This is a genomic window from Blautia sp. MSJ-9 (assembly GCF_018919065.1).
In the GTDB taxonomy this organism is placed as follows: domain Bacteria; phylum Bacillota; class Clostridia; order Lachnospirales; family Lachnospiraceae; genus Blautia_A.
Window position 1 is genome coordinate 51,439 of sequence record NZ_JAHLQG010000011.1, and the last position, 24,294, is coordinate 75,732.

General features: G+C 39.8%; 22 protein-coding genes. 3 read left to right on the plus strand and 19 right to left on the minus strand.

Features of this window, described 5'->3' with window-relative positions; genetic code table 11:
* Positions 1-22: 22 nt before the first annotated feature.
* The 7 genes from KQI87_RS02305 to KQI87_RS02335 form a co-directional block, all read right to left on the minus strand.
* Positions 23-823 (minus strand): hypothetical protein, encoded by an 801-nt coding sequence (locus KQI87_RS02305; RefSeq protein WP_216458741.1) that lies wholly within the window; start codon positions 821-823, stop codon positions 23-25.
* Positions 820-1,011, minus strand: a complete 192-nt coding sequence (locus KQI87_RS02310) for a hypothetical protein (protein ID WP_216458742.1) — start codon at positions 1,009-1,011, stop codon at positions 820-822. The genes KQI87_RS02305 and KQI87_RS02310 overlap by 4 nt, the downstream gene beginning before the upstream one ends.
* Before the next feature lie 22 nt (positions 1,012-1,033).
* Complete coding sequence (locus KQI87_RS02315) at positions 1,034-1,909, minus strand: DUF3881 family protein (protein WP_216458743.1); 876 nt, start codon at positions 1,907-1,909, stop codon at positions 1,034-1,036.
* Between the two features lie 32 nt (positions 1,910-1,941).
* The gene (gene serS / locus KQI87_RS02320) at positions 1,942-3,231 is read right to left on the minus strand and encodes a serine--tRNA ligase (protein WP_216458744.1); all 1,290 of its coding nucleotides are present in this window, start codon (positions 3,229-3,231) and stop codon (positions 1,942-1,944) included.
* Positions 3,232-3,564: 333 nt separating this feature from the next.
* Positions 3,565-4,086, minus strand: a complete 522-nt coding sequence (locus tag KQI87_RS02325; protein WP_216458745.1) for a DUF4446 family protein — start codon at positions 4,084-4,086, stop codon at positions 3,565-3,567.
* A gap of 13 nt (positions 4,087-4,099) precedes the next feature.
* Positions 4,100-5,077 carry a ParB/RepB/Spo0J family partition protein gene (locus KQI87_RS02330; protein ID WP_216458746.1) on the minus strand — a complete coding sequence of 326 codons (978 nt, stop codon included), beginning with the start codon at positions 5,075-5,077 and terminating at the stop codon, positions 4,100-4,102.
* Positions 5,077-5,844, minus strand: coding sequence for a ParA family protein (locus KQI87_RS02335; protein ID WP_216458747.1), 768 nt, complete (start codon positions 5,842-5,844; stop codon positions 5,077-5,079). Before KQI87_RS02335 ends, KQI87_RS02330 begins: the two co-directional genes overlap by 1 nt.
* 362 nt (positions 5,845-6,206) lie before the next feature.
* Between KQI87_RS02335 and KQI87_RS02340 the strand changes: the two genes are divergently transcribed.
* Positions 6,207-7,160 carry an alpha/beta fold hydrolase gene (locus tag KQI87_RS02340; protein WP_216458748.1) on the plus strand — a complete coding sequence of 318 codons (954 nt, stop codon included), beginning with the start codon at positions 6,207-6,209 and terminating at the stop codon, positions 7,158-7,160.
* A gap of 104 nt (positions 7,161-7,264) precedes the next feature.
* Here KQI87_RS02340 and KQI87_RS02345 read toward each other — a convergent pair whose 3' ends face one another.
* The 12 genes from KQI87_RS02345 to rpmH all read right to left on the minus strand — a co-directional run bounded on the left by KQI87_RS02345 (position 7,265) and on the right by rpmH (position 20,908).
* Positions 7,265-9,190, minus strand: a complete 1,926-nt coding sequence (locus KQI87_RS02345) for a DUF4340 domain-containing protein (protein WP_253292337.1) — start codon at positions 9,188-9,190, stop codon at positions 7,265-7,267.
* Entirely contained in the window at positions 9,191-10,675 is a 1,485-nt protein-coding gene (locus tag KQI87_RS02350; RefSeq protein WP_216458749.1) for a GldG family protein, read from the minus strand.
* 17 nt (positions 10,676-10,692) lie between these two features.
* Positions 10,693-11,556: an ABC transporter permease gene (locus KQI87_RS02355; protein WP_216458750.1), complete on the minus strand. Its 864-nt coding sequence runs from the start codon at positions 11,554-11,556 to the stop codon at positions 10,693-10,695.
* Between the two features lie 2 nt (positions 11,557-11,558).
* Complete coding sequence (locus KQI87_RS02360) at positions 11,559-12,626, minus strand: ABC transporter ATP-binding protein (protein WP_216458751.1); 1,068 nt, start codon at positions 12,624-12,626, stop codon at positions 11,559-11,561.
* 155 nt (positions 12,627-12,781) lie between these two features.
* Positions 12,782-13,504, minus strand: coding sequence for a 16S rRNA (guanine(527)-N(7))-methyltransferase RsmG (rsmG, locus tag KQI87_RS02365; protein WP_216458752.1), 723 nt, complete (start codon positions 13,502-13,504; stop codon positions 12,782-12,784).
* A gap of 464 nt (positions 13,505-13,968) precedes the next feature.
* Positions 13,969-15,843, minus strand: coding sequence for a tRNA uridine-5-carboxymethylaminomethyl(34) synthesis enzyme MnmG (mnmG, locus tag KQI87_RS02370; RefSeq protein ID WP_216458753.1), 1,875 nt, complete (start codon positions 15,841-15,843; stop codon positions 13,969-13,971).
* A 190-nt stretch (positions 15,844-16,033) separates the two neighbouring features.
* The gene (mnmE, locus tag KQI87_RS02375) at positions 16,034-17,407 is read right to left on the minus strand and encodes a tRNA uridine-5-carboxymethylaminomethyl(34) synthesis GTPase MnmE (protein ID WP_216458754.1); all 1,374 of its coding nucleotides are present in this window, start codon (positions 17,405-17,407) and stop codon (positions 16,034-16,036) included.
* Positions 17,408-17,815: 408 nt separating this feature from the next.
* On the minus strand, positions 17,816-18,760 hold the full coding sequence (gene jag / locus KQI87_RS02380; protein WP_216458755.1) for an RNA-binding cell elongation regulator Jag/EloR: 945 nt from the start codon (positions 18,758-18,760) through the stop codon (positions 17,816-17,818).
* Between the two features lie 20 nt (positions 18,761-18,780).
* Positions 18,781-20,082 (minus strand): YidC/Oxa1 family membrane protein insertase, encoded by a 1,302-nt coding sequence (locus KQI87_RS02385; RefSeq protein ID WP_334300714.1) that lies wholly within the window; start codon positions 20,080-20,082, stop codon positions 18,781-18,783.
* A gap of 75 nt (positions 20,083-20,157) precedes the next feature.
* Positions 20,158-20,370, minus strand: a complete 213-nt coding sequence (yidD, locus tag KQI87_RS02390) for a membrane protein insertion efficiency factor YidD (protein WP_216458756.1) — start codon at positions 20,368-20,370, stop codon at positions 20,158-20,160.
* Positions 20,339-20,710, minus strand: coding sequence for a ribonuclease P protein component (rnpA, locus tag KQI87_RS02395; protein WP_216458757.1), 372 nt, complete (start codon positions 20,708-20,710; stop codon positions 20,339-20,341). Before rnpA ends, yidD begins: the two co-directional genes overlap by 32 nt.
* 63 nt (positions 20,711-20,773) lie before the next feature.
* A complete protein-coding gene (gene rpmH / locus KQI87_RS02400) occupies positions 20,774-20,908 on the minus strand; it encodes a 50S ribosomal protein L34 (RefSeq protein ID WP_008708004.1) in 135 nt (44 codons plus the stop codon).
* A 634-nt stretch (positions 20,909-21,542) separates the two neighbouring features.
* On the opposite strand from rpmH, the gene dnaA reads away from it, so the two are divergent.
* Both dnaA and dnaN read left to right on the plus strand, forming a co-directional pair.
* Positions 21,543-22,898 carry a chromosomal replication initiator protein DnaA gene (gene dnaA, locus KQI87_RS02405; protein ID WP_216458758.1) on the plus strand — a complete coding sequence of 452 codons (1,356 nt, stop codon included), beginning with the start codon at positions 21,543-21,545 and terminating at the stop codon, positions 22,896-22,898.
* A 278-nt stretch (positions 22,899-23,176) separates the two neighbouring features.
* Positions 23,177-24,292, plus strand: a complete 1,116-nt coding sequence (gene dnaN / locus KQI87_RS02410) for a DNA polymerase III subunit beta (protein WP_216458759.1) — start codon at positions 23,177-23,179, stop codon at positions 24,290-24,292.
* Positions 24,293-24,294 lie beyond the last annotated feature (2 nt).

The window sequence follows — 24,294 nt, forward strand, 5'->3', positions numbered from 1 at the left end:
GCGCAATCTGTTTTTTCTTCTTTTAATTCTCTTCTGCTTTCGGATTCCAGGTATTGTCTTCCAGTTTCTGGATCATCTCATCCAGCTCAACGGTATATGCTACTTTTACATCACTGTCCTGTTTAACGATAAACTCAGACAGACCGTATGTTTGTCCATTATCTGCCCAGTCATAGGTATATCCAAGTCTTGTCCATGGATATTCTCCGTCATAATAACTGGAAATGATGTTCGCGTCAAACCATGCCTTATAATCTTCATCCACATCATCAGCAAAAGAATCTGTCATTTCTACAGTTCCGATATCTGAAACGTATGCCGGACGGAAAACATCTTCCGGTTTGGCCCACATAGCTGTAACATAATTTGATTCATTATCAGGAGTCAGACCAAGCAATTCTTTCATTCTCGCCTGCCAGTCTGTTACGCCTTCTTTATTTTCCTGATACCAGTCTTCCAGTTCACCGCCTGTAAATGTCCATACATTCCCCCATTCCAGCTTCACATCAGCACCATCCGGGTAACTGTCCGGATATTTATGGAAAGTATACAGAAGAACTCTTCCCTCGTCATCATAAACCGCATAAGGCTCTCCCTCGTCCAGACTTACTACCGGAAGAATCTCACCATCCTCGGCAATCATTGCATCTTCTACTGCCTGATCAAAAAGAATCTGCAGATCATCTCCATTCTCAGAAGAAGCTGTTTCCTCTGCATCTGTTGTTTCCTCTGCCTGTACACATACAGATGCTCCACATGATACGACCATTGCAGAAACCAGCAATCCACTCATCATCCACTGTTTCCATAATTTATTTTTCATATAACCAGTACCTCCTTTTTGCCATTTTCCAGCTTAACTGTTTTAATTGTATCATAAGAAATAACCTCTTTTTTATTCATGGAATGAATTGCAGATATCCGGCGTGAAATGTGTTTTACAGAATATGTTTCACGTGAAACATATTCTGTAAAACTACAAAAAATGGCATGGGCAAAATATTCGCCCATGCCATCATTCTCATCATATATCCTAATAGTGTAACTGTCCCTGGAGCCATATGATTCCTTTGAATCTACGTCCGATCTTCGGCTCCCCTAACATATCATTTTTATTGATACAGACATCAAACTGCATGTCATTGCAGTCTAATGTAAGCTGGCAGATTTCTTCTCCTGTAATAATGTTCTTGAATGTCATAAAATCCAGAATCTCACCCATGACACTATATTGATCACATTCAATTCCATATGGCATGAAATAGGAATCCACTATAGATAAAATATCGTCTGTAACAATTCGTTGAGAAATCATGGAATATGTATCCATATCGTCCATTGTAAGACTTTCCATTGCCTCCTCATCCCCGTTTCTGGCGGCTGCAATGAGATGATTTCTGTTCTTGGTCAGTTCACGTGCTGCTTTTACTGCTTCTTTATCCTTCTCTACAGGAAAAAGAATTTTTCCTTCCTTGGCCAGCCCGGAAAGGGTTAAGGGCTGGCCGCCTGGAAGCATACCGCTTTTTCTGCTTTCCTGCAGATATTCAGCAGCATTCTGAAGATAAAAAATTAATGTAACGCCTATTCTCAGATCGTCACAGGCACCTGCAAAAGATTCCTTCTCTGCATGTCTCTCAATCACGACTCTCTCCTGAGTCGTAATACCTGTTCCGCAAAAAAAGGGAAAATAATAGTCTGGATAAAATACGTTGTTTTCATCATACTGTCCACAGACAGTGATTCCACAATCGCATCCATAATTCTTGGAAAATTCAGCAAATACACCATCCGGGTGATCCTCTATCACGATCTTCTTGTCATAGGTTTCCACCACATCCGTGATGATCTGCCTGATACTGCTTCTTTTGGTGATCTTAGAAAAACCAACTGCCCTCAGATAACTGTGCATAAGAACACCTCCCTGAAAAAGCCCGTTCTCCATTAAGCGTGCTTTTTCTCAATCTTTGTCATGCCGCCCATGTATGGCTGCAGAGCTTTCGGAATGCTTACGGATCCGTCTGCGTTCAGGTTGTTTTCCAGGAATGCGATCAGCATTCTAGGCGGTGCTACAACAGTATTGTTTAATGTATGTGCAAGGTATTTGCCATCTTTGCCGTTTACACGGATTTTCAGACGACGAGCCTGTGCATCACCAAGGTTGGAGCAGCTTCCTACTTCGAAATATTTCTTCTGACGTGGAGACCATGCTTCTACGTCAAGAGATTTTACTTTCAGATCTGCCAGGTCACCGGAGCAGCACTCAAGCGTACGAACCGGAATATCAAGAGAACGGAACAGATCTACTGTGTTCTGCCATAATTTATCGAACCACATTGGGCTCTCTTCCGGTTTGCAGACAACGATCATTTCCTGTTTTTCAAACTGATGGATACGATAAACACCTCTCTCCTCAAGTCCGTGAGCTCCTTTTTCCTTACGGAAACATGGAGAATAACTTGTGAGAGTCTTTGGAAGTTCCTCTTCCGGAATGATCTGGTCAATAAATTTACCGATCATGGAGTGTTCACTTGTACCGATCAGGTATAAGTCTTCGCCTTCAATCTTGTACATCATAGCGTCCATTTCCGCGAAGCTCATAACACCTGTTACAACGTTACTTCTGATCATGAAAGGAGGTACACAGTAAGTAAATCCTCTGTTGATCATGAAATCACGTGCATAAGAGATTACTGCAGAGTGAAGTCTTGCGATATCGCCCATTAAGTAGTAGAAACCGTTTCCTGCAACACGTCTTGCGCTGTCGAGGTCGATTCCGTCAAAGCTTTCCATGATATCTGTATGATATGGAACTTCGAAGTCCGGAACAACCGGCTCACCAAATTTCTCGATCTCTACGTTTTCGCTGTCATCTTTACCGATCGGTACAGATGGATCAATGATGTTCGGGATAACCATCATGTTCTTGAGAAGTTCTTCTTCTACTTCTTTTTCTCTTGCGGAAAGTTCCTCAATGCGAGTTCCGGAAGCAGCTACCTGTTTCTTAACTTCTTCTGCTTCTTCTCTCTTGCCCTGTCCCATAAGAGCACCAATCTGTTTGGAAATTTTGTTTCTCTCTGCACGAAGAGCTTCTACTTCCTGTTTGATCTCTCTGTTCTCTTTGTCCAGTTCCAGAACTTTGTCTACTAATTCCAGTTTGTTGTCCTGAAATTTGTTACGGATGTTCTGTTTTACAACTTCCGGGTTTTCTCTCACAAATTTAATGTCTAACATCTTGTTCCTCCTGAAATGTTGTTACCATTATGTAAAATATTTCATAACTGTTCCGTCTCTTCACTGTGGACTGCCAACAGTTATAATATTCTTCTACTGTTCAAAATATCGTGCCTTACATCAAAAGTCAACAGGTAAAACACATATTTTGTCCGGCAGATTTTTTGTGTTACTGTTCACTCCGTGTCCGGCAACACCTTATCATATCAAGCACATTCCTGTGCAAAATAGATTCTTTCTTTAAAAGTATGCTCAATTTTGCCAATTTTAAACAGTTTTACTTTTTAACTGCTTACGCTCTATTGTCCTACAGAAAGCAGCTGGACAAACTGTCTACTCTTCCTCAAGATTATCGAGTCCGAAATTAACAGCTTTTCGAAGCGCTTCGACTTCCTCTTGGCTGAGCATAACGTAGGATTCACCCTTTACAATTTCTTTCATGTACAGAAAGCAGTTGTCACGGCTGTGTACGGCGTTTAAGATAAGACCTGTATTGTCTTTGTCCAGCAGAGCCAGTGCAAAGCTTAATTTACCGCCTACATCGTCAAATGCGTCATACTTCTCTATACCATACTTGTTGAACATCTTATCAACATTCTTTTTAATAAAAAGGATATCGTGATCATGTTCTTCTTTTGCCTCGTAGAGTTTGTCTATCTGAGCAAATTTTCTTACGAAGACTTTTTCCAGAGACTGTGCATCCGAGCCTTTCATAAACGTCTTGTATTTACGTTCCAGACGGCTCAGGCGCATGTTCATACTGATATTCCTTACCAGCAGGAAGATAGTAAGAATCAGCAGTATAATAATGATGATCCCGGAATCAATCCCAAGACTTTCAAAAATGCCACTCATATTACTGTCACTCCTAACCAATGGATTCAAAAAGATCTATGATTCTTTCTAATTCATCCTTGGAATAATACTCAATTTCAATTTTGCCTTTGTCATTCTTCTTTCGATGAATCTGGACTCTGGTTCCCATGATGCTCTTCATCTTTTCTTCCAGACTCTCGTAGATTGCATCTTCTGCAGTGGTAAATTTACTCTTCTTTTCTGTTTTTGGCGGCTCAAGCATACGTTTTACCAGTGCTTCTGTCTCACGGACGCTTAATTTCTCGTCAAAAACTTTCATTGCAACAGTTTCCTGTTTTTCTTTATCTGATATTGCAAGAATTGCCCTTGCATGTCCTGCTGTGATCATTTCATCGATCAACATCTGCTGTACTTTCTCGCTGAGTTTCAGTAATCTCATAGAGTTTGTTACTGCAGTTCTGCTCTTGCCAACACGTTCTGCAACTTCATCCTGTTTCAGATGAAACTCATCGATCAGGCGTTTATACGCCATCGCTTCCTCGACAGGATTCAGATCTTCCCGCTGAATATTCTCGATCAGGGAAATCTCAACTAATTCCTGATCTGTAAATTCCTTTACGATTACAGGAACTTCTTTCAGTCCTGCAAGTTTAGCTGCTCTCCAGCGTCTTTCACCTGCAATTATTTCATAATAGTCCTTTTTATCGGACACAAGCAGCGGTTGGAGTATTCCATACTGTTTAACGGACTCAGATAATTCTAACAGTGCATCTTCATCAAACTGTTTACGTGGCTGATTGATATTCGGCTCTACGCTTGAAATCTTTACAAACATCGCACCGCTTTTTGATCCTGCAGTTTTTCTTTTTGCAGCAACAGTATTACCTGCTTCTTTTTCCGTCTCGCCAGTTTTCTTCTCTGCTTTAACTGTTTTGGTTGTTGTCTTTCTGGTAGATTCTTTGACCGCAGACGTTCTGTCCGGAAAGAATGCATCTAAGCCTCTGCCAAGACCGTTTTTCCTGCCTGCCATCAATTATCCTCCCTGTTGATTACTTCTTCTGCCAAAAGTCTGTAACTTTCGGCTCCTGATGATCTCGGGTCATAAATGTTTATCGGCTGTCCATAACTTGGAGCTTCTGCCAGTCTTACATTTCGTGGAATAATTGTTTTGTAAATATTCTGATTCAGATTCTCTTTTACATTCTCCACTACCTGCAAGGACAGATTTGTTCTTGCATCATACATTGTGAACACCACGCCCTCCATCTTCAGACGTTTGTTCAGTCTTTCTTTTACCAGATCAATGGTGTGGATCAGCTGTGAAAGTCCTTCCAGAGCATAATATTCACACTGAATCGGTACTAATACAGATGTCGCTGCTGTCAGTGCATTGATCGTCAGCATATTCAGTGACGGCGGACAGTCAAGTATTATATAATCATACTTACGTCGAAGTTTATCTGTGATCCCTTTTAAGATAAATTCTTTATCTTCAATCCCTATCAGCTCAATTTCTGCGCCGGAAAGATTGATATTAGATGGGATCAGATCAAGGTTCTCAACAACATCTTTCACAATTGTATCTTTTGCTTCTGCTTCTCCGAGTAAAAGTTCATACAGAGTATTCTCTACTCCGTTCTTATCAACGCCAAGTCCGCTGGTTGTATTTCCCTGCGGATCTATATCAATCGCAAGAACTTTTTTCCCCTTTTCTGCGAGGCATGCTGAAAGATTAATTGCAGTTGTTGATTTCCCAACTCCGCCTTTCTGATTAGCGACTGCTATAATTCTCCCCAACTTCATTCCTCCTTTATGAGGTTTTAATTGTAGTTTTTTTATTTTTTGACCGTACTTTTTTATTGAATAGGTCATATGCAGATTTATTATAACACTTTTATTTTAATCATGCCACATAATGTTTCACGTGAAACATAAAAAAACACATTATTTTTTGAGTAAATATTGTATAATTTTTAGCCTTTAATATTTTATTTGCCCTTACAGTCCATACGGTTCTATTTCGTATTACTAATGAACAGTAACATCTTTCACCAGATTCACAGCATATTTTCTTGTAAAACAGGCGGTATAGAGGTATAATACATTTATATAATTTTAGCAGGCTACGCACTTGTTATGCTTAATAAAGGAGGCCGAAAATGAGTAAAAACAAGCACAAATTTCTTACATTTGCTGCTCTGATGACAGGCGCAACTGTTGCTGTTCATTTTATCAACCACACGATTGCTGCTGCCGCACAGTTAAAACAGATGCTTCACATTTCCAATGACAATTATTTTGAATGGCGTTTCGGAAATATTTATTATACAAAAAAAGGAACCGGATCACCAATTCTTTTGATCCATGATACCTTGCCTGGGGCTTCCGGATATGAATGGAACAAGATTGAAGAAGAACTGACTGCTGAGCATACGGTATATACTATCGATCTCTTAGGATGCGGACGTTCTGATAAATCCAGCATTACCTATACAAATTTTGTTCATGTTCAGATGATCAGTGATTTTATCAAAAAAGTAATTGGTCAGAAAACAGATGTGATCGCAAGCGGATTCTCAGGCTCTTTTGTTATTATGGCCTGTCATAACGAGAAAGAACTCTTTAACAAGATTATGCTGGTAAATCCACCAAGTCTGACTCAGTTAAAGCAGATGCCGAACAGAAAAGACCGTCTGTTAAAGGCAGTCCTGGAAATTCCGATTTTCGGAACCTTGATCTATCATATGATCGTTTCACGGGATAACGTAAATAATCTGTTTATTGAAAAGATGTATTATAATCCATTCCATGTAGATACTCAGATGACAGATGCTTATTATGAGGCAGCTCACAGGGGCGGATGCTATACCAGATTTTTGTATTCCAGTCTTGCGTCCAAGTATATGAATATTAATATCAGTCACGCACTCAAGGCACTGGATAACAGCATTTATATTGTTGAGGGCGAAACGGAAACAAATGGTAAGACTATTACTGAAGATTATTGTGCTTCCAATCCGGCTGTTGAAGTTTCTGTTCTTAAAGAAACCAAGCATCTTCCACATGTGGAAGCACCGGAGACATTTCTTGAACAGGTTAAAATCTTCTTTTAATCCTTATATGTAACTATTATTTAAGACTAATCAAACAAAAGTGGAGCGGCATACAGAATTTACTTCCATATGTCGCTCCACTTTTTATAGATTCGTTTTTTCTTTTACTCTTCTGTATTGTTCGTTTCCGTTTCCTGAGAATCTGCGTTCTCCTCTTCGGATGTATCAGAATCATTTGTTGTGTCTGTTGTTTCAGATGTACTGTCCTCTGTTTCTTCTACACTCTCACTTGACGTATCTGTTGAATCCGATTTCGTATCATCTGTTGTTGCTTCTTCTGAATCTGTCTCATCTGAGCTGTCTTTTTCTACTCCGGTAACGGATTCAAATGCTGTGAACAGTTCTTTTACATTCATCTTATTTACGAGATATGCTTTTTTATCTACCACTGCTGCGTAATAGTTTGTGTCATAGCTGTAATATGAAACTTCCAGTGTATCACCGTCTTCTTCTGTAAATGTAGCTGTCAATTCTGCATCACCGTCAGGTTCGTATTCATCTGTAAGACGTTTCTGAGCTGTCATGTTGATCAGTTTGTTGTAGAATGTTGTAAATGTTGTTTCATCCAGATCAGAACCATTGAGTTTATAGATTACTGTTTCTTTATCATTTCCGTCATCATCTGTAGATGTTTCACGTGAAACATTTACTTTATAATCGCTACCCTGATAGTTTACTTTGAGGCTTCCGAGATTATTTAAAGCTACATAACTTACTGTCATATCCCAGAAGTCTTCTTCTGATTTATCAATGAGTGCTGACAGGGTATCTGTTGACATCGTGTAGACTTCGTTGCTGTCATTTACCATGACATATCTGTCGCTGTCGTCCGCTTCGTTTCCTACCAAAATTGTAAGCTGTTTGTCTACCATCTTGGTCTTTTCTTCTGAAGAATCCTCGTCCCCTGATGCGCTGTCTGAGCCTTCTGTACTGTCAGAAGCTGTATCTTCTGATGTTTCAACTGCTGCATCTTCACTGTCAGTATCTTCCTCCCCAGATGTTTCATCCGTAGTTTCATTCACGCTTTCATCTGCATCTTCTGCGGCAGTTTCTGCATCCTGCTCAGTATCATCACTGGTCTCTTCGGCAGATGAAACATCTTCATCTACTGTCTCACCAGAATCAGCTGTCTCAGAATCTGTTGTGTCTGTTGTATCGTCCTGAGTATCTTCGTCCGTGTCATCAGCAGCAACCTCTTCCTGATAGTCTACAGTGATTGTTGCATATGGTTTATCCAAACCATATTCGCTCTTGTCTTTGCAATTATAGTCTGCGAGAGAATTATACGCCATGCTTCCAAATGAAGTTACCAGAGAACTTGCAGTAGCAGAATCCGCTTTTTCCTCATCACCATCACCTTTGACTGACCATACGCTTGTATCTGCATTTTTCGTCAATTCGTAGGACTTATCTCCTTTTACAGAAATCTTTGTAATAGTATCTGTGCTGGAGATTGCAGGGAAGTCTTCCATCTGAGCATAGTCATTCAATGATTTGGTAAATGGCTCTACACAGGAAGAATCTACCAGATATACCGTTTTCTCATCATCGTCTTTTCTTACATAGTACTGACTGGTGGATGAGTTTTCATCTCCCACATACAATGTAGTTGTTGTATCATCGCCGTCTTCCTCATCGGATTTTGTCACGATCTTGATCGTGTTTGACGGAGAATCCAGACCGTATTCTGCAAGGTCATCTACATCCTCCAGAACTCTGTCTGAGTCGATGGAAGCAACGGAGGATGCTGCGCTGTCCAATGTACTCTGGTTTACCGGGAAATCTGTTTCATCTTTTTTTACCCAGCTGTCATCATCTTTTTCAAATGTCGTCTCTGTATCATCAACCATGAAGTCCAGAGATTTGATATCGTCTGTTGATGCAGTAAATACAGTGGTACTTTCTTCGGATTCCTCCTCCGATTCTTTCTGCTCCTGATGGGCTACGTAGGTTTTTACACCTGCGTAAGCCCCGCAGCAGATACCAAGAACTGCAACTGCAAGAATCATTTTTACAGTTTTATTCTTCATTTAAGCTTTTCTCCTCTTCATCCAGACTACAAATCCTACAACAAGGAAGAATCCAGGGATCAGACCAATAGTGCAGATCTTCCAGAATGCAGCGTCATAATCTGTAAGTGTCAGATAAGATACGGACAGGCTCTTGGATGGAATGGATACTGTTGCACTGTCTTCTGTGTCTGTCATCCATTTCAGAGACTCAATGATCAGCTTTTCGTTTCCACCGGATACCATCTGGTTCACCTGTGATTCCATCAGATTGGAAGTTGAATAGTAAACAATCTGAGTTTCTTTGTCATCATCCAGAGTCTCTGTGATACTTACTCCCAGATCAAACGGGCCATCCTCGTCTCCGTCCTCTTTCTCCAGAGTATCACTGTTGAGGTCTGTCTTGGAATATGCCTGGTCTGATGTGGTGAGAATACTGTTAATTGTTACGGTATCTCTTACATCATCCATCTTCTTGATTCCCTGTGCATATGGTGCAAGTACATAATATCCGCCGGAAGCTGTCTCAGAGCTTGCATCTGTGCTGTTTATAGTTGGAACCAGGTAATATGGCATCTGCATTGCATAATGCTGATTATCACCTTCAAATACGATTCCATCTGCTCTCTGAACGCCATAGTTCTCCAAAACCGCGTCAAAGTTTGGCAGATCTTCTGTTGCGTAATCAGAGAAGATCATTGCCTTTCCACCATTTTCAAGGTAATCGATGATAGCATTCTTTTCATCCTCGGAAATATCTGTGGATGGAGAATCAATAAACAGGCAGTCTGCGTCATCCGGAACGCTTCCTTCTGTAAGGAGATTCAGGGACTGAATATCCATGTTTGCTTTCTCAATGTCTTCTTTGATGGTAGAATCCATCTCTTTCTCGCCGTGTCCTTCAAGTGTATAGAGGATTGGGAGATCTTCAGATGTTACATATCCAATCGCACTTGTGATCTGACCTTCGCCGTCAAAACCAGTGGTCTGATAGCTGTAAGTCTGATAGTCCATTGTGCTCTCATAGATATTGTTGTAGTCAATGACTTTACTTCTGTCTCCGCATACAACGATCAGGCTGTTTGAGGAAAGATTGTCACTTGTATATTCAGTTACAAATTTAGGATTTACTACAGGGTCTTTCTGCTCTACTTTTATATGTTTGGATTCATCTTCATATTTCTTAAGCAGATTTGCAATGGTTTCATCTTCTGATCCGCTCTGTGCGATCTGGTAGATCGTTACATCTTTGTCCAGATCTTTCAGCATTGCTTTGGTATCATCGCCAATGCTGTAGAGTTTCTGGCTGCTGATATCAATTTCTGAATATTTGGTTGGAATCGCACTTACGATCATGTTGATCACTACAACTACTGCAATAAATATTACTGACATGACCATTGTGTAAGAACCGTTTTTGATGTGCTTCTTACTGATGGTACCAACCAGTTTCTTTTTGTCAAATTTCTTATGATTATTGTTTTTCATCTTTTCTTTCAGTTTCATTTTCTTTCACCTCCCCACTAATTCCAGCGTCTCTTCAGAATAGACTGTGTTGTAAGGAACAAGCATACTGCGATCACGGAAAGAAAATATACAATTCCTTTTATATCAAAGATGTTGCTTGTAAAATTATCGAAGTGTCCACTCAGGTTAAATACATCCAGAACTTTCTGAATACCGCCCTCAAAAATGCTGGATTTTACTACATAAACGATAACCAGTGCCACTTCCCCGATCACGCCGATCACTGCTGAGATCAGAACATTCTTGATCATTGTATAGATAATGATCGCTGCTGCCAGAATCAGTAATCCAAATGCCACACATGTAGACATGGATGTCTGGGAGAAGAATGAGGAAATACCGTTCATCATGTAAAATGCAAATAAGAGAACGAATGTAAGTACTGCTGCAATCACCTGACTCTCAGTTAAAGCGGACATAAATACGCCGATTGCAATGTTTGCACATCCAAGAAGGAAAAAGCCCAGAACAGCTGTATAAGCAGATGCAAACTCTACCGCACCAAACTTGGACATGATCAGCGGATAAGTACACATAACTGCCATTGGAATAGCAAATACAGTTGTCAGCGCAAGATATTTACCAATTACAATACCGCCTACAGAAACAGGTGCTGTCAGAAGCAGCTGGTCTGTTTTCTGTTTTCTCTCTTCTGCAAGTACACGCATAGTCAGGATCGGTACTCCGATCAGGAACACAAAGGTAATCGCACTTAAAGTATATTCAAATTTCGGATATGCTGCCGTGAGCTGATATGCTGAAAAATAAATTCCGCCCAGTACAAGGATGAAAAAGATAAATAAATATCCTACCATGGATGTCAGGTAACTTTTCAGCTCTCTTTTATATATAGCTGTCATGGTTATTTTTCTCCCCCTTTATCATTATTCTGTTGTTCTGATGTTTCTGCTGATGTCTGTTTCACGTTTGTCTCATCTGCTTTACCGGCATCAGTATCTTCGGATGTATTCTGAACTTCTCCTGCAGAAACCGGTTTATCAGATGCAGTAAGTTCAAGGAAGATTTCCTCAAGCGATACTTTCTTGGACTTCATCTCATAAATCGGGCTGTTGATCTCAGCCATCTTATAGAATACTTTTTCTCTGATATCGTTCTGCTCTTCTGTGGAAACTTTCGCACTCCAGAGATTCTGTTTCTCATCTTTCTCAATCGTTACGCTATTGACTCCTTCAATATTTTCAAGAGCCTGTTTAATCTGTGATTTCTCACCTTTAATGAGCATTTCCAGTGTATTGGAACCCTCTGCCAGTTTTCCAAGATTCTCAGGGGTATCACTGGCTACCAGTTTTCCATGAGAAATGATCAGCACGTAATCGCACACTGCACTTACTTCAGAAAGTATATGTGAGCTGAGGATAACAGTATGTTTCTTTTTTAATTCTTTAATTAAGGTTCGGATCTCGATGATCTGTTTCGGGTCAAGACCTACGGTCGGCTCATCCAGAATGATCACTTCCGGGTAACCCATGATTGCCTCTGCAAGACCGACTCTCTGTCTGTAACCTTTTGACAGGTTCTTGATCAGACGGTTTCGCATATCGGAAATCTTTACCATGTCCATGACTTCTTCGATCATGTTTGCTTTCTTGTCTTTTGGGATTTTCTTGAGATCTGCCACAAATTTCATGTATTCCAGGACAGTCATATCGAAATAGACTGGCGGCTGCTCTGGCAGATAACCGATACATTTCTTTGCTGCTTCCGGTTCTTCGAGGATATCGTGTCCGTCAATCTTGACTGTCCCTTCCGTGGATGCGATGTATCCTGTTATCATGTTCATTGTGGTGGATTTTCCTGCACCGTTCGGTCCAAGGAATCCGTAGATTTTGCCTTTCTCTATCTTAAAGGAAAGGTGGTCAACTGCCGTATGGTCACCATATCGTTTGACCAGATTGTTTACTTCAATCAATGTGTTCTCCTCCTTTTAATTTTTGCCAAAAAATAAATAGAAAATGTCCCCAGGTGAAACAGAGAATGGGGGAACCCGAGGACATCTCTATAAGAAGAGTTTATGATGAAGTTGTGATGAAATTAGGATAAAAGTGTGATTATTCTGTGATGTTTCTATGATAATGGCTCTTTTAAAGGTGTTCCTGCTTTACGCGGGTACTTTCCGGGTGTGGGTTTCTTCTTATCTATAATGACAAGAGAACGGTCGATCTCGGAATCCGGAAGCTGGAAGTATGTGATGTCTTTCAGTTGTCCGCCAAGGATCTTAATTGCTTTCTCCGCTTCTTTTGCTTCTTCCTGTACAGTTCCTGATTTGTAGGAAATAAATGTTCCGCCTGTCTTTACATAAGGAAGACAATATTCTGACAAAGTTGCCAGGTTTGATACTGCTCTGGATACGCAGAGATCATATTTCTCGCGGTATTCTTTATTCTTTGCGTACTCTTCTGCTCTTCCGTGGATAGCCTTGATTCCCTCTAACCCGAGAAGCTGGAAACTTTCTTCAAGGAAATTCACTCTCTTCTTCAGGGAATCCAGCAGACACGCTTCCAGATGTGGGAATGCAATCTTTAACGGGACTCCTGGGAAACCGGCACCTGTACCGATGTCCATGATTGTTTTTACTTTTGTCATGTCGACTGCTTTTACGCAGGCAAGGCTGTCCAGGAAATGTTTTGTGAGTACCTCCTCGAATTCTGTGATTCCTGTGAGGTTCATGACTTTATTCTTCTCTACCAGAAATTCGTAGAACTGGATAAACTGTTTTTTCTGCTTTTCGTTCAGCTCTATGCCCAGTTCTCTGCATCCGTTTTCCAGTGTTGACAGATTATATGACATGTCGTTTTTCTCCTTTTTTATTCACTTTTTTATTCACTCTTTTCTGCTTGTTTTATGTTTTTATTGTCTGCAATTTCGGTTATCTTTTCACTGATTTTTGTTTGTTTTTATTGCAGTTTTATCTATAATTTTTACTACTTTATTGTCACTTTTTCGGCTTCTTTTACTGTTCTTTTTTGCTGTTTTTTTAAACTATTTTTACTTCCACTTTTATTCTATTCGGATATTTCTTACTCTCTTTTTTGTTTACTTTTTGCACTATATTTTTCTGTTCTTTTACGTTCTCTTTGTCGTTCTTTTTTACATAAAGTACATAAAATGAAACTTTTATATTGTTTTGAGTTCTATATTACGTACTTTTATATCGTTTTTAAGCATTTTATTTCGTATTTTATCCAAATCACTGAGAAGCAGTTATTTTGTTATGAGCAAGTAGCAAAGCGGATGTTTTTATCCGCTGAACTTTATCTTGCACTTGAAAGGTACACCAGAAGAACTGAAATATCCGCAGGAGAAACACCGGAAATTCGGGATGCCTGACCGATGGAAATTGGTCTGTATAATTCCAGTTTCTGACGTGCTTCTATTCGCAGACTTCCCACTTTTTCATAGTCAATATCTGCCGGAATTTTCTTTGCTTCAAGCTTTTTAAACTGTTCTACCTGCTTTAACTGTCTGCGGATATAGCCATCATATTTAATGTTGATATCAACCTGTTCCTGTACGTCCCACGGAAGTTCCGGGCGGTTTTTATCGAGATGTTTAATGGCTTCATAAGACAGCTCCGGACGACGGATCAGCTCTGCCAGTGTAGTTCCTGATTTTAACGGAGTGCTGTTATAGCTTTCCAGAAGTTCCTGAACCTCTTTGTTTGCGCCAATATTTGTATGTTCTACTCGTTCGATTTCTTTCTTAATCTCTTCCTCTTTGGTAAGAATCTTCTGGTATTCTTCTTCGCTGATAAGGCCTACCTGATAACCTTTCTTGCGAAGTCTCAGGTCCGCATTGTCCTGACGGAGAAGAAGTCTGTATTCAGCTCTGCTGGTCATCATACGATATGGCTCATGATTCTCTTTTGTTACAAGGTCGTCAATAAGAACACCGATATATGCCTCTGAACGGTCCAGAATAAGCTGTTCCTGACCTTTTACTTCCATGGCTGCGTTAATTCCTGCGATCAGTCCCTGTGCTGCTGCCTCTTCATAACCTGAGCTTCCGTTAAACTGTCCGCCGCTGAATAAACCTTTAATCTTCTTAAATTCCAGTGTCGGATATAACTGGCGTGGATTGATGCAGTCATATTCGATCGCATAGGCATTTTTTACGATCTTAGCATGTTCCAGACCTGGTACGGAGTGATACATTTCTTCCTGTACATCCTCTGGAAGAGAACTGGACATTCCGCCAATATACATTTCGTTTGTGTAAAGTCCCTCTGGTTCGATGAATACCTGATGACGGTTCTTATCTGCGAAACGGACTACTTTATCCTCGATAGATGGACAGTAACGTGGGCCTGTTCCCTCGATCATACCGGAATATAATGGAGAACGGTCGAGGTTTGCACGGATGATTTCGTGTGTTTTTTCATTTGTATAAGTTAACCAGCAGGATTTCTGCTCGATCTGAACGTCTTCCGGATTGGTTGAAAATGAGAATGGTACGACTCTCTCATCACCAAACTGCTCTTCCATTTTGCTGTAATCAATGGTATTGCCTGCAATACGTGCCGGAGTTCCTGTTTTGAAACGGAACATTTCGATCCCCAGTTCTTTCAGAGAATCTGTAAGGTAATTGGCTGCCTGAAGTCCGTTCGGACCTGTATAATTGCTTACATCACCGTAGATACATCTTGCTTTCAGGTAGGTTCCGGTACAGAGAACTACGGCTTTACAGTTATAAATAGCTCCGGAATAGGTTTTTACACCTGTGATCTTACCGTCTTCAACAAGAAGTTTTGTTACTTCACCCTGTTTGATAGTAAGGTTCGGAGTATTTTCCAGTGTTTTTCTCATTTCGGTGCTATAGGCCTGTTTATCTGCCTGAGCGCGGAGAGAATGAACTGCAGGACCTTTAGAACAGTTGAGCATTTTGGACTGGATAAAGGTCTTATCAATATTCTTTCCCATTTCGCCGCCGAGGGCATCCAGTTCTCTTACCAGGTGACCTTTGGAGCTGCCGCCTACGTTTGGGTTACATGGCATTAATGCAATGCTGTCTACACTTACAGTGAACATGATCGTGTTCAGGCCGAGGCGCGCGCCTGCAAGAGCTGCCTCACATCCGGCGTGGCCGGCGCCGACTACGACAATATCATAATCTTCTACTAAAGTTTTCATTTTTTCTCCTTTTACCTTATGGTACGATCTCTTACTTTAAAAATCGCCGCAGGCGATTTTTTTGCAAAATTTCTTTCTACATAAAATATCTTTTTTATTATTCTGTTCAGAAAACATATTTCAAAAGTACATTTTTTCCTGTTGAATTATTCATAACTGTGAAGGTACTGAACAATTACAATTATTCTTATCATTTACCCATACAGAACTTACTGAATATCTCATTAACCAGGTCTTCTCCGACAGACTCGCCAAGAATCTTACCCAGATTCTCATACGCATTCATTAAATCAATGGAGAAGAAATCCTCCGGCATGCCCATTTCAATACTGTTTCTCACCAGATCAAGGCTCTTATCTGCCTCTTCCAACGCTGCTTTGTGACGGGCATTTGTGATATATACTTCATCATTAAATGACAGATCTCCACCAAAGAACATTTCTTTGATCTGCTCTTCCAGTTCTGTTATCCCTTTTTCTTCTTTTGCAGAAATCGGGATAACAGGGTGTCCTGTTTTTTCTTTCAGGAGTTCCGGCTGGATCACTGGAGTAAGATCAGTTTTATTATACAGGATAATTGCTTTTTTTCCAGTAAGCATAGTCATTATTTCTTCGTCATTTTCATCAAGTGGCACGGAAGAATCTACCACATAAAGGATCAGATCTGCATTCTGCGCCATTTCTCTGGCTCTGTCTACTCCGATTTTTTCCACAATGTCTTTAGTCTCACGGATTCCGGCTGTATCGATGATCTTCAGAGAGATTCCATGAAGTGTAATATATTCTTCAAGGATATCTCTGGTTGTTCCGGCGATATCTGTTACAATCGCGCGGTTCTCTCCGATCAGAAGATTCAGCAAAGATGATTTTCCGGCATTTGGCTTTCCAAGGATAACTGTCTGAATCCCCTCCTGGATCATCTTTCCGTCGGAGGAAGTTTTCAACAGCCGCTTCACTTCTTTCTGCTCGTTATCCACAACTTCCAGAAGCTGCTGGGGATATCCGTCCAGACTGATGTGTTCCGGATCATCAAGCGCTGATTCGATATATGCAATATGGTAGATCAGTTTCTCCCTAATCTCGCGGATGGCTTTCTGTACGGAACCTCTGAGCTGGTCCATGGAGCTTCGCAGAGCATATTCGCTCTTTGCATGAATGACATCCATGACTGCTTCTGCCTGAGACAGATCCATTCGACCATTCAGAAATGCACGCTTGGTAAATTCTCCCGGTTCTGCTATCTGCGCACCATTTTTCAATACAGTTTCGAGAACTCTGCGCATGGCATAAACACCACCGTGACAGTCGATCTCTACGGTGTCTTCTCCTGTAAAAGTTCTCGGTGCATGCATGATCATGACCAGAACTTCATCGATCAGTTCCTCTCCATCATAAATGTATCCATAGTGGATGGTATGAGTCGGAACTTCTTTTATATTTTTCTTTCCGCCTTTAGATCTGTAAACGCGGGAAATCACATCCATGGCGTTCTCTCCGCTGATGCGGACGATCCCGATTCCGGATGCGCTCATGGCTGTGGAAATTGCTGCTATTGTTGTTTCCATTTTTCCTCCTCACTGATTCGAGAAATCAACAAATAAGATAAATACTTGCTACTTTCAGATATTATTTATTACTGTTCATACACTGCTGTCCTGAGATATACAGTGCGAAAAATATTACTGATAACAGAATAAACAGCATCATTATTTTTCTATATTTTTATGATATCAGGTCTAAAATACTTTTGCTCCTGATATCTTTTTATATAAATAACAGGAACATTACAAACTATCATTAATCTCCCTGTTATTCATACAAAACCCAATCCGCCAGGGATTTCTACCTGACTTCCTTTAGAATTTTTCACAAAATAAAAATGTTACTCCAGGCAAAAGTGTACACGCAAAGCTACGTGTTATTCACGCTTTCACCTAGAATAACATTCTTTTTTCTCTTATGCTATTAATTTATTAATTTCTTTTCAATTTAACCACTACATGGCGGTATGGCTCTTCGCCCTCGCTTACTGTCTCAACGAATTTGTTTCCCTGAAGAGCTGAATGGATAATTCTTCTCTCATAAGGATTCATTGGCTCAAGAATGACCGGTTTACGGGTCTTTCTTACTTTATAAGCGATACCTCTTGCAAGGTTCTCCAGTGTTTCTTTACGGCGCTTGCGATAATCTTCGGTATCAAGTTTTACACGGATGTAATTTGATTTTCCTTTGTTTACTACAAGACTTGTCAGATACTGAAGAGAATCAAGAGTCTGACCTCTCTTACCGATGAGGATACCCATGTCCTCACCCTCGAAATCAACTTCCAGACTTCCGTCTGTTGTGTTGTATTCAGATGTGATCTCTACTTCTCCGAGATTCATAGAAGCAAATACATCACGCAGGAATTCCTTTGCTCTGTTCTCTACTTCTTTGATCTCTTCCGGATCAGTGATGATCTCTACCGGCTTCGCTGGTTTTACAGGTTTTGCCGCTTTTTCTCTAATCTGTTTTGACTCTTTGAAATCTTTCTTTGGTTCTCTTGGCTGTTTTTCTTTTGTAGCTTTCTCCTTTGCAGGTTTCGGCTGTCTTGGTTTCTCAGAAACAGGTTTTGTTTCTCTCTTTTCCTGTTTTACAGGTTCCGGCTTCTTCTCTTCTTTTACAGAAACAAGTGCTTCTTCTTTGAAAGAATCAAGCTTTACTGTCTCTACGATTTCTTTCATTTCCTGCTCTTCAGAAACCGGTTCAACCTTGCGAACCTTGATAATTGCAGGCTTGCTTCCGATTCCAAAAAATCCGTTGCTGCCCTCTGTTATTACCTGAATGTCAAGCTGGTCACTGGATACGCCAAGCTCGATACATGCTTTTGTAATTGCTTCACTCTTTGTTTTCGCTGAAAACTGGATATAATCCTCCATGCCAACCCCTCCGTTCCTGACTACTTCTTCTTATTACGCTCATCAAATGCTTTTACCAGATTGGCCTTTGCAGTAATGCTGCCAGATTTTGCATTCTCAGCGTTTTTGTAAGCTTCTTCAACCTTTTTGGCTCTTGTCTCAACATTTGTATTGCTGCTGCCTTTTTCAATCTTATTGATATTCTTGACGCTCTGATGGGCCTGATTTGTAATCTTCTGAGGTGGAAGTCCCGCTTTCTCACGCTTCTTTTCCATCTTCTTCATATTCTCACTGATCAGGTCTTCAATCTGGATCTTATCCATCTTTTTATTGATAACAAACTGCTGCACACTTCTTACTGCTGCACTTGCTACCCAGTAAATACCAAGACCTACCGGGAATGTGAAACAGAATACTGCTGACATCAGCGGCATTACCATATTCATTGTCTTCATGGAATTCATCATTGCGTCCTGCTGTGAATCACCACCCTGCTGTGCTGCCTGAGGCATCAGCTTTATGCTGAGTGTCTGTGTAGCCCATGCAAGAATCGGGATAAGAATCGCAACGATAGCAAGAAGAACAGATCCACCTACAAAAGCTGCTTTAATATAAGTCAGTGGCTGATCAGCGATATTCAGACCAAAGAAATTCTGTACATGTGAAATCTCTTTTGCAGTGCTGTTCAGTGTATCAGTAAATCCTGCAAACTGGCTTGTCTCAGCAAGTGCTTTCCACTGAGAAGGTGATAATGCATACAAAAAGTCTGTGACTGAATTACTTGTAGCTTTACTTCCATCCATAATAAGCTGAACTCTTGTCATCTTATTATCTGTGATAAACTGCTGAAGGATATCTGTATATCCGTTTACACCTGTAATACTGGTAACTGCAGATGCAAGGATATCCTTTACACTTCCTACATATGCCGGAATTTTATAAATTACCTGGTATAATGCCATCAAAATAGGGAACTGGATTGCAAGCTGTACACAGCTTCCTGTAGGAGATACACCGTATTTCTGATATACAGCCTGTGTTTCCTCCTGCATTTTCTGCATTGCAGCAGTATCGTTGTTTTTTCCCTTGTACTTCTTCTGAATTTTCTGAAGTTCCGGCTGCATGATCGCACTCAGCTTAGAGAATTTCTGCTGTTTGATCTGCAGTGGGGTCATAAGAGCATAAATAAGGATACTGAAGATGATAATACAAATACCAATATTCTGAATTCCAAAGATATTCAGCAATTTGTAAATACCATCCATGATCCACCCCATAACGGTCGCAAGCTGACCAATGATGGGAGTGCTGCTCTTTGTCGCTAAAATCATTTCCAAGTTCATTTCCTCCTAGAATCCATAAATGACAGGAGGTTCCTTCGATCGATCAATATTCAATTTTCAAGTACATTCCTGTCTTTACGGTACAGGGTCATAGCCTCCATGGGAAAAAGGATTACAGCGAAGTATCCTCCATACCGCAAGAAGACTGCCCTTTAATGCACCATATTTTTCGATTGCTTCTAAACCATATTGAGAACATGTGGGAATATAAGGACATTTTGTTCTCTTCATCGGTGATATATACTTTTGATAGAGTTTAATTATTCTGATCAGAAACTTCTTTATCATTGTTCTTACCTGCTATGCAGTGCTTGCCTGCTAGATGCATCAGGGCACTCTCTATCTCATGATAGGTTCTGTCCTTTGCCTGCGGACGTGCAACTACTACAATATCCAAACCATTTTCAAATTCCGCTTCGTTTAACCGATAACTCTCTCTTATCAATCTGGTGAGTCTGTGGCGGACCACACTATTCCCTACTTTTTTACTTACTGATATTCCCAGACGATTCTTCATGTACTGATTTTTCAGTACGTACATCACCAGATACCGATTACCTTTTGATGTTCCATTTTTGTATACTTTTTGAAAATCGTGATTTTTTTTTAAGGACTCTGATCTTTGCATAGAATCCCCTTTCATAATCTCTTTTTTAAGAGAAGAAAAGACCACATAACTGCGGTCTTATTCTTAGGCTGATAAATGCTTTCTTCCTTTTAATCTTCTGGCAGCTAATACTTTACGACCACCTTTTGTGCTCATACGAGCTCTGAAGCCATGAACTTTCGCTCTAGATCTTTTTTTCGGCTGAAATGTCATTTTCATAGGTAAAGCACCTCCTTTATCTATTATCCATGTTAAATTTTGTAACTTCTCAGTAGTCAGGGAACCTGAATTTCGACTCCAAAATCCCTGCTTACTTCACTTATTAGAACATCATTTCAATTATATTCATAAAGGGCGGATTCGTCAAGTATTATTTACACAAAGATTTTGTCTGGATTTTTATGAATTGTGGATTACTAAATTGGTTTACGTAATATTATCCACAATTTGTGGATAACTTGTGGATAACTTGTGGAATACCTGGAAAACTATCCACTTTCTATCCCTGAATTTTACACATATCCAGAAAAAATTACTTTTATTTCGGTATTTTCGACAGTGCATAAAATTATACACATATTTTTGTGGATTTCAAGTATACGGTGCCGAATTATGTTAATCAATATATCCTTATCCACTGTTATCCACACTAATCCACATAAAAAATGGGGATAACTTTTTTTCCACATTTCCATCAAATATTCATTGCGAAAACACCTGTTTTATTATAATATATATAAGGATATTTATGTCTTTTTTAAAGAATACGGCCGGAGTTTGTGGAAAACATTACTGTTCACACGCTCCAAATACCCTTAAATATAGAAGTAAAACGAACCGGGAGAACCAAAAAATGAACAAAGTTGTGGAAAAATGGGATGAAATCCTGCAGATCGTCAAAACTGAACATGATCTGTCTGACGTTTCTTTCAACACTTGGCTGAAACCATTGACAGTTTATGAAGTTGTTGACAATGTAGTCACGATTATCGTGCCATCTGAGCAGGTTGGTCTCAATTATATAAGTAAGAAGTACAAACTTCCGCTCCAGGTAACGATCAGTGAGGTTACCGGAATGGAAAACTGTGATATTAATTTCATATTACCGGAGGATGTTCCCAAAAAAGAGACTGTTTCACAGAAAGCACAGTCTCAGGATGCCCGCTGCGAGGAGGCACACCTGAATCCCAAATATACTTTTGACACTTTCGTAGTCGGAAGTAACAACAAATTCGCCCAGGCAGCAGCCCTTGCAGTTGCCGAATCTCCTGGAGATACCTATAATCCACTGTTTATCTACGGTGGTGCAGGTCTGGGTAAGACTCACCTTATGCATTCTATCGCACATTTTATCATTGATCACGATGAGAACAGTAAGGTGCTCTATGTTACCAGTGAGGAATTTACAAACGAGCTGATTGAAACAATCCGAAACGGAAATAACTCAGCAATGACCAAATTCCGTGAAAAATACAGAAATATTGATGTTCTTCTGGTCGATGATATTCAGTTTATTATAGGAAAGGAATCTACACAGGAGGAATTTTTCCATACTTTCAACAGTCTGCACAGTGCGAAAAAGCAGATCATCATTTCCTCAGATAAACCGCCAAAAGATATGGAAATCCTGGAAGAACGTTTCCGTTCACGATTCGAATGGGGGCTGATCGCTGACATCACTTTGCCTGATTATGAAACCAGAATGGCAATTCTTCATAAAAAAGAAGAAATGGATGGCTATGATATTAATGAAGAAGTAATCAAATATATCGCAAACAATATCAAATCCAACATCCGAGAGCTGGAAGGTGCGATCAATAAAGTTATGGCTTTTGCCAAACTTGAAAAGAAGGAAGTTACACTTGAACTTGCTGAACAGGCACTGAAAGATATTATTTCTCCAGATGAAAAGAAAGTGATCACGCCGGAATATATTATTTCCATGGTTGCAGAACATTTTGATGTTTCAGTAGACGATCTTTGCGGAAACAAACGTAACTCCAAAATCGTAACCCCTCGTCAGATTGCTATGTATCTGTGCAGAGAAATTATCTCAACTCCTTTGAAATCTATCGGAAAATGTCTCGGAAACCGTGACCATACTACAGTTATGCACGGCATTGACAAGATTGAAAAAGAAATTTCAAACGACGAAAACCTTAAAAACACAATTGATACCTTAAAGAAAAAGATTAATCCACAGGGATGAGGATAACTGACTGTATAACTTGTGTATAAGATGTTGATAGAATGTGTATAAGTGTGTATAACTTTCTGCCCCTTTTTTGGCGGTAAATTTGTACACAAGTTATACACATACTTTAAGCACCTCTTTACACGAAGTTATCCATATTCGAAACCCTTGAAAAATCAGCCTCGAGTAGAGTTTTTCACATATTCACACCCCCTACGGCGGCGACGACGGATTCCTTTTATATATTTATCTATAAAAAAACCACATCACCCAGAAAGGAAGTTATACACATTATGAAAATTATTTGCCAGAAAAATAACCTGCTCAAAAGTGTCAGTATCTCACTCAAAGCAGTTCCATCAAAAACTACCATGCCAATTCTTGAATGCATTTTAATAGATGCCACTACTAACCAGATTAAATTTACTACCAATGATATGGAACTTGGTATTGAAACAATCGTTGATGGAGTCATTGAAGAAAAGGGTATTATTGCATTGGATGCAAAAATCTTCTATGAAATCATTCGTCGACTGCCAGATAATGAGGTAACTATTAAAACAGATGAGAAACTTACTGCCACCATTACCTGTGAAAAAGCAAAATTCACAATTCCTGGTAAATCTGGAGAAGATTTTGCGTATCTCCCAATTATTGAAAGAGAAAAAAGCCTTACTATCTCACAGTTTACTCTTAAAGAAATGATTAGACAGACAATTTTTTCAATTGCTTCTAATGAAACAAACAAATTAATGACTGGTGAATTATTTGAGATTAAAGATAACTACCTGAAGATTGTATCCCTGGATGGACATCGTATCGCGATCAGACGTATGGAACTGAAGAAAGACTATGCTGACCGTAAGGTTGTCGTACCTGGCAAGACTCTGAATGAGATCAGTAAGATCCTTTCTGGTGAAATTGATGATATTGTAAATATCTATTTCTCAAAGAACCATATTTTATTTGAGTTTGATCAGACAATCGTTGTATCCAGACTGATCGACGGTGAATATTTCCGTATCGAACAGATGCTTTCCAGTGATTATGAAACTAAGATCGAGATTAATAAGAAAGAATTCCTGGATTGTATTGACCGTGCTACATTGTTGGTAAGAGAGGGAGAAAAGAAACCGATCATTATTGAAATTACTGATAATTCTATGGAATTACGTATTGATTCTGCAATGGGTTCCATGAATGAAAATATTGATATCAGTAAGGAGGGCAAGGATATTCTGATTGGTTTTAACCCGAGATTCCTGATCGATGCACTTAAAGTAATTGACGATGAAACAATCAGTATCTACCTCGTAAATCCAAAAGCACCATGCTTTATCAGAGATGATGAGGAGAATTACACATATTTGATTCTGCCTGTAAATATCAACCAGAATCAGACAAGATAAGG